Annotated in this window: 11 protein-coding genes; 3 read left to right on the top strand and 8 right to left on the bottom strand. The window is 66.0% G+C overall.

The window, feature by feature from the left end; all coding sequences use genetic code 11:
- Position 1: 1 nt before the first annotated feature.
- Positions 2-589, top strand: coding sequence for a transporter (locus tag NTH_RS14840; RefSeq protein ID WP_338530733.1), 588 nt, complete (start codon positions 2-4; stop codon positions 587-589).
- Here NTH_RS14840 and NTH_RS14845 read toward each other — a convergent pair.
- Positions 562-1770, bottom strand: coding sequence for an MFS transporter (locus tag NTH_RS14845; RefSeq protein WP_338530734.1), 1209 nt, complete (start codon positions 1768-1770; stop codon positions 562-564). The genes NTH_RS14840 and NTH_RS14845 overlap by 28 nt on opposite strands.
- A gap of 48 nt (positions 1771-1818) precedes the next feature.
- On the opposite strand from NTH_RS14845, the gene NTH_RS14850 reads away from it, so the two are divergent.
- On the top strand, positions 1819-2385 hold the full coding sequence (locus NTH_RS14850; RefSeq protein WP_338530735.1) for an Lrp/AsnC family transcriptional regulator: 567 nt from the start codon (positions 1819-1821) through the stop codon (positions 2383-2385).
- An 84-nt stretch (positions 2386-2469) separates the two neighbouring features.
- Here the strand turns inward: NTH_RS14850 and truA are convergent, their stop codons facing one another.
- The 3 genes from truA to def form a co-directional block, all read right to left on the bottom strand.
- Positions 2470-3213, bottom strand: a complete 744-nt coding sequence (truA, locus tag NTH_RS14855) for a tRNA pseudouridine(38-40) synthase TruA (protein WP_338530736.1) — start codon at positions 3211-3213, stop codon at positions 2470-2472.
- 161 nt (positions 3214-3374) lie between these two features.
- Entirely contained in the window at positions 3375-4340 is a 966-nt protein-coding gene (gene fmt / locus NTH_RS14860; protein WP_338530737.1) for a methionyl-tRNA formyltransferase, read from the bottom strand.
- A 37-nt stretch (positions 4341-4377) separates the two neighbouring features.
- Positions 4378-4908 (bottom strand): peptide deformylase, encoded by a 531-nt coding sequence (gene def, locus NTH_RS14865; RefSeq protein WP_338530738.1) that lies wholly within the window; start codon positions 4906-4908, stop codon positions 4378-4380.
- A gap of 377 nt (positions 4909-5285) precedes the next feature.
- On the opposite strand from def, the gene NTH_RS14870 reads away from it, so the two are divergent.
- Positions 5286-6533, top strand: coding sequence for a DNA recombination protein RmuC (locus NTH_RS14870; RefSeq protein WP_338530739.1), 1248 nt, complete (start codon positions 5286-5288; stop codon positions 6531-6533).
- Positions 6534-6679: 146 nt separating this feature from the next.
- Here NTH_RS14870 and hisG read toward each other — a convergent pair whose 3' ends face one another.
- The 4 genes from hisG to NTH_RS14890 form a co-directional block, all read right to left on the bottom strand.
- Positions 6680-7405, bottom strand: coding sequence for an ATP phosphoribosyltransferase (gene hisG, locus NTH_RS14875; RefSeq protein ID WP_338530740.1), 726 nt, complete (start codon positions 7403-7405; stop codon positions 6680-6682).
- Positions 7402-8523 (bottom strand): ATP phosphoribosyltransferase regulatory subunit, encoded by a 1122-nt coding sequence (locus NTH_RS14880; RefSeq protein WP_338530741.1) that lies wholly within the window; start codon positions 8521-8523, stop codon positions 7402-7404. The genes hisG and NTH_RS14880 overlap by 4 nt, the downstream gene beginning before the upstream one ends.
- Before the next feature lie 211 nt (positions 8524-8734).
- Positions 8735-10282, bottom strand: a complete 1548-nt coding sequence (gene hisS / locus NTH_RS14885) for a histidine--tRNA ligase (protein WP_338530742.1) — start codon at positions 10280-10282, stop codon at positions 8735-8737.
- 786 nt (positions 10283-11068) lie between these two features.
- Complete coding sequence (locus NTH_RS14890; RefSeq protein WP_338530743.1) at positions 11069-12802, bottom strand: VWA domain-containing protein; 1734 nt, start codon at positions 12800-12802, stop codon at positions 11069-11071.
- Positions 12803-13083 lie beyond the last annotated feature (281 nt).

A 13083-nucleotide genomic window follows, 5' to 3' on the forward strand; every position in this document is an offset into this window, starting at 1 on the left:
CATGCCCACCGGCGTCGAAATACAGCAATATATGGCCGGCGTCTGGCGGTTGATGATGGGCCGGCCCGACGGGGTGCGGTGGCTCGACCTGTCGGCCGACGGCTTCTGGAACTCCTTTTTCGCCATCCTGGTGGCGTTCCCGCCCTTGATGGTCGGCTGGGTCGGCATTGCCAACGATGTCGCGGGCGACGTCGGAGCCGATGTCCGGTTCGGCCTGCTGGTCCGCCTGTTCCTGGCCGATATCGGCGCCTGGCTGATCCCGCTGGGCCTTCTGGCCGCTGTCGCGCGGCCGGCCGGCATTGCCGACCGCTTCGTGCATTATGTCGTCGCCAGCAACTGGGCTTCGGCGCTCTTTGCCTGGCTGCTCGCGCCCGCCGCCATCATGCGGCTGTTCTTCCCCGCCGGCGACGGTGCGGCCGATCTCCTGGCGCTTGTCCTGTTCGTCGTGACGCTGTTCTTGTCCTGGCGGCTCACCACGGCGGTGATCGACAAGGGCCCCGCGATGGGCAGCGCCGTCTTCTTCTCCATGTTCGCCGCGTCGGTCGCCGCCCTTCTCACGCTTCAGTCGCTGCTCGGCCTCACGTTCTGATCTGCGCCGCGCGGCCATGTCGCCGCGACGGAGACAGCCATCAGCACGGCCGCCGCAAGGGCCAGGTCGGGAAACGATCCCGTCAGGTAGAGCGGCCCGAACGCCACGGACCCGGCGAATGCCGCAAGATAGGTGACGGCGCTGTTGAGGCCGAGAATCCCGCCGCGCCTTGCCGGATCGATCGCCGTCAGCCGGACGATGAGCAGGTTGAGTCCGAGATGGTTGGCAACGCCCCAGACGAATGCCACCGCCAGCAGCGCCGCATAGACATGCGCGGTCAGGCTGAGCAGCACATAGACCGCCAGGACCAGCGAGAAGGCCATCGGAAGGGCCATCCGCGCCGGCACCCGGCCGCCCGCCCGGTCGAGGAAGGCCGCCGCGCCGAAGCCCAGGCCGTAGGCAAGCGTGGTGAGGCCGCCGGCGCTGAGCGGCAGGCCGAGCGACTGGTGCAGATGATCGCCCAGATAGGAATAGGTGCCGTAGAAGGCGGTCATGAACGCGCCGTTGGCGGCAAGAAGCGGCAGCAGGCCCGGCGTGGCAAGGGCGGCAAGCGGCGATGTCGCCGGTGCGCAAGCCTTCCGGTCCTCCTGCCCGCCCATGATGAGCGCGGCCAGTCCCAGCAGCGCGAGGCAGGCGACGACCGCAAAGACGGCGCGCCAGTTCAGCATGTCGGCCAGCACGGCGGAGAGCGAAACCCCGGCCACCATGCTTATGGTCCAACCCGTCAGCACGATGCCGACGGTGCGGCTTTCGCGGCCGGGCGGGGCAATGGCTGCCGCATTGGCATAGATCGCAGGCAAGGACAAGCCGACGGCTATGCCTGCCGCAAGCTGCGCCGCCACGAGCACCGGAACGGCGGGCGCGGCCGCGCTCAGCGCCAGCGCCGCCGCCAGAAGTGCGAAAGCCAGCCGCAGGATGCGCCATGCGCCGACACGGTCGATATGGCGCGCCAGAAGGAGCGCGCTGCCGGCGGTCCCGAGCCCGAAGGCGCCGGTGCCGGCCATCACCGCGGGCACCGGAACGCCGAACGCTGCGGCGACGTCCGGCGCGATCGGCGACAGGACCAGCGAGTTGCAACCGATGACGGCGATCGCCCCGGTGAGCACATACACGGTCGCCGGGATGGGCGCGGCCGCCGGTCCCGGTTCGGAAATCGAACTGGCTTTAAGATGGATCGACATAATGGCATAATGGCTGAACGAAGTTAGGCAACAACTGGAAAATGCAGAATGGTAGAAAAAACAGACAGCTTTCAGCGAAGGGCGGCAGCACACCCATCTCTGGATGCGATGGACCGAAAAATATTAGGTGTTCTGGTTGAAGACGCGACGGTCAGCTACGCGGAGCTCGGGCGCGCGGTCGGCCTGTCCGCGCCCGCGGCCCATGAGCGGGTCAAGCGGTTGAGGCAGAGCGGCGCCATTACGGGCACCTGCGTGCGCATCGACCCCGACGCGGTGGGCAAGCCGCTTTTGGCCTTCGTCCATGTCGACACGAGCGGCTGGGGCAAGACGCCGGAGCTCATGGCTATCGCCAGGCATCCGGAGGTCGAGGAAATCCATTCGGTGGCCGGCGATACCTGCATGCTGCTCAAGGTGCGCGCGAAAGACACCCATGCGCTCGAAGGCCTCCTGGCCGAGCTCTATGCGACGCCCGGCGTGGTGGCCACGCGCAGCTACGTCGTCCTGTCGACCTATTTCGAGCGTCCCGTCCAGCCGGCCGTGACCGGGGAGTGGAAGGTTCCGGAAGGACTGGCGTCGAAGGCCCGCGCGGCGGCTCATACCATGGGTCATTCTTGATGACCCATGGAGCCCGCGACCGCAGGCCGCGCCGTTTGGCGCGCAAGCCAAGGGCGCGGATGCGCCCGCCCGGCGCCTGAGGCCTCAGTAGTCGACCTTGACCAGGTAGAGCCCGTGTGCCGGTGCGACGGGTCCGCAGGCGGCGCGGTCGCGGGCCTCCAGCGCTGCCGTCACGTCGTCGGCGCTCCACGCGCCTTCGCCCACCCGCTTGAGCGTGCCGACGAGGGAGCGCACCTGGTTGTGCAGGAACGAGCGGGCCCATGCCCGCACGTGAACCTCGTCGCCCTCCCGCGTCACCGATAGCCCGTCGAGCGTCTTGACCGGGCTTTTCGACTGGCATTGTGCGGCGCGGAAGGTGGTGAAGTCGTGATGGCCCACCAGCCGCTGCGCCGCCTCGTGCATGGCATGTTCGTCGAGATGGTATTTGACGTGCCACGTGCGATCGCGTTCCAGCGGCGCGGGAACGCGTCGGTTCATGATGCGATAAAGGTACTGCCTTCCCTTGGCCGAAAAGCGGGAATCGAAACTGTTGTCCACCACCGCCGCTTCCAGCACCGCCACCGCCTCGTCGGCCATCGTCAGATGCGCGTTGAGCGCATCGCGGACCGTTGCTCCCTTCCACAGGCGCGACAGGTCGAAATGCGCGACCTGGCCCAGGGCATGGACGCCGGCATCGGTTCGGCCGGCCCCGTTCAGGGTGATGCGCTCGCCGCAAAAGCCCTCGATGGCGTTCTCGATGGCCTCCTGCACCGTGTGCTGCCCCGCCTGGCGCTGCCAGCCGGCATAGGGGCTCCCGTCATACTCTACATCGATACGATAGCGCGGCATGGCCTGGTTGGGTCTACGGTTGCGATTGTCCGCCGCGCCCTGCGCGCACGCGTCGAAGAAGAAGCGAAAACGTCGATGAAGAGCCGATCTCCCCCCTTGAGGGGGAGATGCCCGGCAGGGCAGAGGGGGTAGCGCAGGGCGCGGAGTGAACGATTGTCATCCTATCCGACCTTCGCGCCGGCGGCCAGCTTGGCGCCGCGCAGGAAGTTCTCAGCATCGACCGGCTTGCCGCCCGCGCGCTGCACTTCCACAAGGCGCACGGCGCCCGAACCGCAGGCACCCGAACCACAGGCACCCGAACCGCAGGCAATGGTCAGCGCATCGTCCAGCACCAGGCCCGGTTCGCCTGCGCCTTCCGCGACGACCGACCGCAGCAGCTTCACCCGCTCGGCCTTCCCGCCGATGGGCATTTCGCACCAGGCTCCCGGAAACGGCGAAAGGCCGCGAATATGGTTGTGCACTTCCGGCGCGGTCCGGGTCCAGTCGACCCGCGTCTCCTCCTTGCTGATCTTCTTCGCATAGGTCGCGCCTTCTTGAGGCTGCGGCGTCAGGGTCAGCGCCCCCCGTTCCAGCCGTTCCATGGCCTCGACCATCAGCCCCGCACCGACCCCCATCATCCGGTCGTGCAATTCGCCCGCAATCATGTCCGGGCCGATGGCGACGCGCTCTTCCAGCGCGACAGGTCCGGTGTCGAGCCCTTCGTCCATCTTCATGATCGTCATGCCGGTCTCCCGGTCGCCCGCCATGATCGCGCGCTGGATGGGAGCGGCCCCCCGCCAGCGCGGCAGCAGCGATGCGTGGCCGTTGAAGCAGCCGAGCCGGGTGCCCTCCAAAATGGCCTTCGGCAGCAAAAGCCCATAGGCGACCACGACGGCCGCATCGGCCTCAAGCGCCCGGAAAGCCTCCTGCTCCTCCGCGCCCTTCAGCGATTTCGGCGTGCGCACCTTAAGGCCGCGCGTCTCCGCCGCGCGATGCACGGGCGATTTCGTAAGCTCCAGCCCGCGCCGTCCGGCCGGCCGCGGCGGCTGTGTGTAGACGGCGGCGATCTCATGCCCGGCATCGGCCAGGGCAGTAAGCATCGGGACCGAGAAATCCGGCGTTCCCATGAAAATCAGGCGAAGGGGCATGCCCGCACCCCCCTGAGAGTGTCCCGGCTGAGCCGCTTCATCCCGCCATGCGGGCAGGCGGCCGGTCCTTCGCAAGTTTCTTGAACTTGCGCACGACGATGTCGCGCTTGAGCTTCGACAGATGGTCGATGAAGAGCACGCCGTTCAGATGGTCGATCTCGTGCTGCAGGCAGGTGGCCAGAAGGCCGTCGGCCTCGACCGTCTGCTCCTTGCCGTCGAGGTCGATATATTTCACCGTCACCTCGCCCGGGCGCTCCACCTCGGCGTAATAGTCGGGGATCGACAGACAACCTTCTTCATGCACGCTGCGCGTATCGGAGCTGGCGACGATCTCGGGATTGATGATCACCCGCGGCTGGGGCTCCTCGTCCTTTTCCGCAAGGTCCAGCACCAGCATGCGCAGCGGCTCGCCCACCTGTATCGCCGCCAGCCCGATGCCGGGCGCGTCATACATGGTGTCGAGCATGTCGCGCGCGAATTTGCGCAGCGCATCGTCGACCCGCTCCACGGGCTTGGAAACCTCACGCAGCAGCGGATCGGGAAGGACTATCAGCGGTCGGATCGTCATGCGCGTCAGGTAATGGCTCCCGGACTTGCCGTCAATATGAAAGCGCGGCGCGCCAGGGCCATCGCATATGTCGGCGCCTTCCCCCACTCCGTCCCGCTTCGCGTTCCACCTCTCCCCCGCAACGGGGGAGAGGAAACGCCGGCTAAGACGCTAGGCGCCCTTCCTCTCCCCCACTTCTTGGGCCGGAGGCCGAGACGGAGTGGGGGAGCAGGCGCTTCCTTATGCGATAGCCTGCCAAAAGGGGGAGGGGACCATGGAGCGCTCGCCCAATCTCTCCTCCTTGTGGGGAAGGAACCTCGCAATCGCCCTGGCTGCGTACCGCACATTGTTCACGTTTTGGTCTTATGATGCACCCGCGAATCGGATAGGCTCCATCCATGAACGACACGATCTCGCTGTTTTCCTCGCCGGTCGCGCAATTGGGCGCGACCACGCTGACGCTGGGCCATCTGGCGGCCGCCGGCGCCTGCATCGTGCTCCTGCTGCTGGCCTTGCTTGTCGCGGGTATCTGGCGCGGGGCCTCGGCCCGCGCCGTTGCGGCGGTCGAGGCTGCCGAGCGCGCCCGCGAGGCGGAGGCGCGCCTGGCCGACCTTGCCAAGGCGCAGGCCGAGCTTCAGGGCCGCATGGGCACGATTGCCGAGGTCTTCGGCCAGCGCCAGGCGGAGATGACGAAGTCGATCTCCGAGCGCCTGGACGGCATGACGTCGCGCCTCGGCCATTCGATCACCGAGCAGACCAAATCGACCCACGAAAATCTCGCCCGGCTGCAGGAGCGCCTGGCGGTGATCGACACCGCCCAGAACAACATCCAGTCGCTGGCCGGCCAGGTCGTGCAACTGCAGCAGATCCTGTCGAACAAGCAGACGCGCGGCGCGTTCGGCCAGTCGCGGATGGAAGCGATCATCGCCGATGGCCTGCCGCACACGGCCTACGAGTTTCAGGCGACCCTTTCCAACAACAGCCGGCCCGACTGCCTCGTCAAGATGCCCAATGGCGCGCCGTCGCTGGTGATCGACGCCAAGTTTCCGCTGGAATCCTGGAATGCCATCCGCGCCGCGGCCGAAGGTGAGGGCGGCTCGCCCGAGGCCCGCCGCCAGGCCGAGCAGTCCTTCCGCCGCGACGTGGAGGTGCATGTCAAGGCGATTGCCGAAAAGTATCTTTTGACCGGCGAAACCCAGGACACGGCCTTCATGTTCGTACCGTCGGAATCGATCTTCGCCGAGATCCACGAGAATTTCGAGGCGCTGGTGCAGAAGGCCCATCGCGCCCGCGTCGTCATCGTGTCGCCTTCGCTTCTGATGCTGTCGATCCAGGTCATCCAGGCCGTATTGAAGGACGCCCGCATGCGCGAGCAGGCCCATCTCATCCAGGCCGAGGTCGTGCGCCTGATGCAGGACGTCTCCCGCCTCGACGACCGCGTGCGCAAGCTCCAAGGCCATTTCCTGCAGGCCAACAAGGACGTGGAAATGATCCTGACCTCCGCCGACAAGGTCACCAAGCGCGGCGCCAGGATCGAGGCGCTGGAGCTCGGCGCGCTGCAGGGGGAGAAGACGGGGGACGAGGAAACCTCTTCCGTGGACGGTCCGGCCTCCAGCCGGCTCAGGCTGCGCGTCGTCGACGAATAAGGGCGGCAAAACACGACCGCAGTGCCCGGTTCCGGCGATGGCGGCGGCCTTGCCGTTCTCTTCGTCCCGCTCAGCCTTTGGCGCTACAGCATCGGCCCGAAAATCGGGATCGATTTTCGGAAAGCACGATGCGTAGATTCAGGAAGTTAGAGCGTCCTTTGTGCGTCCGAGTGGACGCTCGAGGCTCCAAGCCGCCGCGCGAGTTCCTGCGCCAAAGCCGCGTCTTCCGCCCCGCGCTCTTTCACCGCCTCCACCAGGCAGGCCTGCGACCGCAGGATCACCCCGTCGTCCAGCACCTTCAGATGGTTTGCCGCAAGCGTCGAGCCGGTCGTGGTGATGTCGACGATGATGTCGGCCGAGCCCGCCGCCGGCGCGCCTTCGGTGGCGCCCAGGCTCTCCACGATGCGGTAGACCTGGATGCCGTGCTTCTGCGAGAAGAACTGCTGCGTCAGCCGCCAGTATTTCGTGGCGATGCGCAGCCGCCGCCCGTGGCGCTGGCGGAAATCGGCGGCCACGTCGTCGAGATCGGCCATGGTGGCGACGTCGAACCAAACCTCGGGCACCGCCACCACCACATCGGCCCGCCCGAAGCCGAGCCGCGCCGCGATATCGACCTTGCCTTCCCAGTCGGCAATCGTCTCGCGCACCAGGTCCTCACCCGTCACGCCCATGTCGATGGCGCCGCGGTCGAGCTCGCGCGCGATCTCGGAGGCCGAAAGGAACGCGACCTCGATGCCGGGATAGCCCTTCATCGTCGCGCGGTAGCGCCGGTCGTTCTCGGGCATGGCAATGGTGAAGCCGGCCGCCTGCAGCGTTTCCACCGCCTGCTCCTTCAGCCGGCCTTTCGAGGGCAGGGCAAGGGTGATGCTCATCGCGTGCCCTCCCGCAGCGCCGCGACCCGGTCGAGCCAGATCGAAAAGCCGACGCCGGGTATCGGGTCGGAAGCGCCGAGCAGCGTCAAAAGGCGGTCGTACCGCCCGCCGCCGGCCAGCGGCTGGCCGCCGTCGCCGGCCCCGATCTCGAAGATGAAGCCCGTATAATAGTCGAGCGGACGGCCGAACCCGGCGCGATACTCGATATCCGCCAGCGCCAGCCCCTCATCGCTTATGCGCCCGGCGCGCCCGGAAAAATCCTCCAGCGCGTGATCGATGATCAGGCCGTGCCCGCCGGCAAAGGCGGCAAGCCGCTCCGCCGCCTCGGAGGCCGGCGCGCGGATCGCCAGAAAGCTCTTGAGCGCGGCCAGCGCATCGTCGTTCAGCCGCACGCTGCGCAGCTCCGCCTTTTCGGCGAGCCGGCGCGCGATGTCGGCGGGCGTGCGGCCCGCCGAGGGCGAAAGCCCGGCGGCCTCCATCGCCTGTTCGATATGGGCTTCCAGCGCGCTTTCATCGCCCCGCGCGACCAGCCCGGCCACTTCGCGCGGCATCGACGCCGCGTTCTGCGGGTTGGCCAGTTCCGACATCACGGCGTCCAGCATGGCAGGAGAGCCGAAGGCGCGCACCAGCCGCTTCTGCCAGCCCCTCGGCAGGCCGAGCGCGGAAAGCACCGCCTCGAAAACCGCCTGGTCGCCGATGGTGATCGAAAGCGCCGCCCCCGGCAGGACGCGCGATAAAAGCGCATGCGCATCGGCCAGCGAGCGCGCATCGGCCGATGCGTGGTCGGGCGCGCCCAGGTCCTCGATGCCCGCCTGGAAGAACTCCGCCCCGCCCTCGCGCCGCTGGCGGAAAACCTCGCCCAGATAGGCATAGCGGCGCGGCGTGGCGGCCCGCTTGGCGATATGCTCGCGGCAGACGGGAATGGTGAATTCCGGCCTGAGGCAAAGGCTTTGCCCCGTCTCGCTCTCCGTCAGGAAGATGCGCCGCCGCAGATCCTCGCCCGCCATGTCGAGAAAAGGGTCGGCCGGCTGGATGATGTCGATATCCGTCATCGCCGCCTCGCGCTCGGTAAACAGCGAGAGGATATCGGGCGCGAAGGAGGGGTAGCGGATGCTCATGAGGGCGTCGCGGGCGCTGTAGCCGTCACCCCCCCCTCTGCCCTGAGCTTGTCGAACGGGCCGGGCATCTCCCCCTCAAGGGGGGAGATTGGCCGTCGCGCCGGCTTTCGCCAATCGTGGAGTCGGAGGTCGATGACAGGATAATCTCCCCCCTTGAGGGGGAGATGCCCGGCAGGGCAGAGGGGGGTAGCCTTGACGCCTGCGTCCAACATCATCCAGCCGCGCCGTCCCGCTCACGCTTCTGCGCGTCCAGCACACGCTGCACCGCCTCCACCAGCTCGTCCTCCTTCACGGAAAACTGCGCCACGCGCGCCTCGCGCCATTCCTCGTTGCTTTCGATCTCGGCGGAAAGCTGCTTGCCCTCGATCAGGTCCTTGATCTGCACCTCGCCGTTGGCCCGCTCGTCCGCCCCTTGAATGATGGCGAGCGGGCAGCCCCGCCGGTCGGCATATTTGAGCTGGTTGCCGAATTTCTTCCAGTTGCCCTGATACATCTCGGCGCGGATGCCGGCATCGCGCAGCCGCTGCGTGAACGACTGGTACTTCGCCATCGCCTCCATGTCGCCGTCCATCACGGTGACGAGCACCGGCGCCAGCACCGGGTCCTGCCCCAGCTTGCCGAGGTTCTTCAGCGCCGTCATCAGCCGCGAAACGCCGATGGAAAACCCCGTCGCCGGCACCGGCTGCCCGCGAAACCGCGAAACCAGCCCATCATACCGCCCCCCGCCGCCGACCGAGCCGAAACGCACGATCTCGCCTTTTTCATTGGGGATCTTGGCGGTCAGTTCGGCCTCGTAGACGGGACCGGTGTAGTATTCGAGACCGCGCACGACGGAGGGGTCGATGCGGATGCGATCAATGTCATAGCCCGCCGCCGCGCAAAGCAACTGAATCTCATCGAGCTCGGCACACCCCTGCACAACAAGCGGGGAATCCTCGAAACCACGACTTAGATTGTCCACCGTAAGCCCGTTGGCCACACCGGTTGCGCCTGATCCCTGCTCGTTCCAGCCGGTGATGTTCAGGAGTCTCGTAATCTGGGCGTCGTCGAGACCGGCACCCTTCGTGAAGTCACCTTCACCTTCTCGTCCGCCGTCCCAACGGCCAGGTCCAAGAAGAAGCATCACATCGTCGACCGAAAACTTATCCAGCTTATCAATCGCCCGCAGCACCGTCAGCCGCCGCCCAGCCTTCTCCTCGCCGCCGAGGCCAACCGCCTCCATCACCCCGTCGAGCACCTTCCGGTTGTTCACCCGGATCACATAGTCGCCCCGCGCGATCCCCAGCGCCTCCATCACATCCGCCATCATCATGCACATCTCGGCATCCGCCGCGACGGAGGGCGCGCCCACCGTGTCGGCGTCGAACTGCATGAACTGGCGGAAGCGGCCGGGCCCGGGCTTCTCGTTGCGGAACACCCAGCCGGCGCGGTATGTGCGGTAGGGAAGCTGGATCTCGTTGAAATTCTCGGCCACATGCCGGGCCAGCGGCGCCGTCAGGTCGTAGCGCAGCGAAAGCCACTGCTCGTCGTCGTCCTTGAGCGAGAACACGCCCTCGTTCGGCCGGTCCTGGTCGGGCAGGAACTTGCCCAGCGTGTCCGTATATTCCATCAGCGGCGTCTCGAGCGGATCGAAGCCGTAGCGCTCATAGACGGCGCGTATCTTTTCCATCATCTCGCCCGTGGCGCGGATGTCGTGCGGATGACGGTCGGCAAAGCCCCGCGGCAGCCGCGCCTTCACCCTGTCAGCCTTGTTCGCCATGGTCGAAAATCCATCCGTCGAGAATAAGAAAAACCGCGCCCCGTCCAGGGCGCGGCTGTCGTAACCGATAAGCCCGGAACCGGCAAGGGCGGGCGGTTGCAGCACCGTCGAGGATGACGAAGCCGAGCACCCCACCATCGTCATCCCGGAAGCCCGAAGGGCTATCCGGGACCCATTGGAAGGTCATCGTAGAGCGCGTCCCCTCTGAGCTTGTCGAAGGGCCTCATCCCGGCACCACCCGCGCCTTCTGCGGAACTCGGCCGCGCCAACCCAATAGGTTCCGGCTCTCGCTGCGGTCGGCCGGGACGACGAAGGTTGATGCGCCATTGTAAATCGTTGGGGGGTGTATATCACCAAGGTTGGCGGTTAGCGCTATCCCACCATACAGTTCGTCATCCTCGGGCCCCGACCCGAGGATCCATGCCTGAACGACAAAAATGCCTCAGCCTGTGTGGTGTAGTGTGTTCGGACCCACAAAGCACGATGACTTCAGGTTGGATCAGCCGCACAGACCATCTTCAGCTCCGCGGAGGTTCGCCGATGAGCGCTAATGCCCCAGTTCGTCATCCCGGAAGCCCGAAGGGCTGTCCGGGACCCATTGGAAGGTCATCGTAGAGCGCGGCCCCTCTGAGCTTGTCGAAGGGCCTCATCCCGGCGCATGTCAGCGCCAGCGGTCCCTTCTACGGAGCCCGGCCGCGCCAACCCGATAGGTCCCGGCTCTCCCTGCGGTCGGTCGGGATGACGGACGTGGGCGCATGGCGCCACCCCACCTGAACCCACTCACCCCTAGCTCACGAAGCGCAGATTCGACAACTCGTCGGCGATTTCCTTGAACTTTTCGGCCAGGTCCCCGCCCGTGGCGTTCCAGAACAGCTTGGCGGGCTTGCCGTTGCCGTCCTTGCGGAAGCGGGACTCCGAGGCGCACCGTTCCAGCGCCTCGATCTGGCCGCGCTCGGCGCGCTTTCGATCGTCGAGATCGAGCGCCACGGTGATGACGATGATGCTCTCGTCCTTGGCGTTGCTGCAGAGCTTGTCGAACTGCTGGTTCATCGCCTCGGTGTAATTGTCGTTCGAGTAATCCCACCAGTTGGCGGTGGTGCCTTCGAAGATGCGGCCGTTCTTCGCATAGCCGTAGTTGGAATAGGTTGACTTGTTTCCCGCGTTGTCATGCCTGCCGAGTGATTCCGGCGTGTAATAGGTGTTGGCGCCGTCGGTCAGCACGATCACGATCTTGTCGTTGCCCCTTTCCGCGTCGTCCCGCCCCTCGGTAAAGGGCGCCCGGCCCGAGACCACGCGCCAGCCCCAGGCCATGCCCTCCGGCACATTGGTCGCGCCGTCCGCACGCATGGCATCGATCGAATCCTTGATCTTCTTCATGCCGGCGGCGCTTGCAACGTCGGTCAGCGGCGTGATCGGCCGGGTGGTGCAGCTGTAATTGGGCCCTTGGCCAGATTGTATCGAGGGATTGGCGACGGCGTGGAAATATTTGGGCATGAATTCCTGTCGGAATTTTGCGTCGCCGCCGGTCTGGTCGGCCCACCAGTCGTTGGGGGGGCGCCGCCGGCCGTCGGGCTGGTCGGTCTCATCCGGCGCGAACATCGGCACGAAAAGCGTCTCGGGCCTCGTCCAGCTCGCCGGCTCGTCGCTCAGGCCGTGGGGATAGGGCCGCATTTCCACGCAGCCGGCCCATTTGGCGTCGACGTCTCCGCGGGTTCTGTCCTTTATCTCGTCATAGAGCGTGAACCGCGTAACCTTGTCGCCTTCCTCCTCCTTCCAGCCCTTGCCGACCTTGCGGTAGATGCCGCGAACCAGCTCGACGCGCTTGTTTGGGTTGCGCGCCTCCATCGTGTCCCAGTTGAAGTTCTCGTGATGAACGGGCGACAGCCCGTCGGTGTCCATCCAGGAAGCATTCGCGTTCTCCGGACCCACATTGACGGAGGCCGCAAAAGGCACGATGCCGAACTGCACCGGCTTTACGACCTGCTTCACCTGCCCCGCCTGACCGGCCATGGTCTCGACCAGCTGCTTGGCGGCTTCCTTCAAAAGGTCGATGCGCTTCTTTCCGGAGCCCAATCCGGTGTAGGCCATGGAGCCCGAATTATCGAGCACCAGCGCCACCTCCACGGTGTTCTTCAGGCGTACCTCGCTGGATGCGCTGATCGTCATGGCCGTCTCCTCGCCGGACGCCCCGCGCATGGCCTGGAAAGCCGGGTAGAATATCGGATCGTAGTTGAGCGTCGCCGACAGTTTGAGCGTGCTGCCGCCGGCATTGTTTTCCGGCAGCACCACATGCAGCTTCGTCATGGCGGGGTCGATGGGGCCGAGATTGGCCTCGAAGAATTCCTTGGCGTACTGCTTCGCCTCCTCGTCGCTGGCACCCTTGAGGATGTGCAACGCCGTTGCCATGCCCGCCGCATCCAGCGCGTTGAGCGTGATATTGCGATGACGGCTGGCCTGGGTGTAGTCGATGGCCAGCGCGACCCCGCCCACGATCGGGATCATGAGAAATACCGTGAGCATCGCGTAGTTTCCGCGCCTGTCGCTCAAAAACCTGCGAAACATTGTAGCTACCCCTGCCTGTACTCGTTCCGACAATCATGCCCGGCAGCCATTAAACATTTTCCTTAACGTTGCTGGCCGAACTGAAATCCTGGTTCACGCCGGGTTAACCCCATTGATGCAAGTCGACGGATCGTGGTGACAGGCGGCGGCAACTGGGTTAATTCTACGATTGCGGTGCCCTTCACGCCCCCTCTGCCCTGCCGGGCATCTCCCCCTCAAGGGGGAGATCATCCTTCATC

The sequence above is a fragment of the Nitratireductor thuwali genome (genome assembly GCF_036621415.1).
GTDB lineage: Bacteria > Pseudomonadota > Alphaproteobacteria > Rhizobiales > Rhizobiaceae > Chelativorans > Chelativorans thuwali.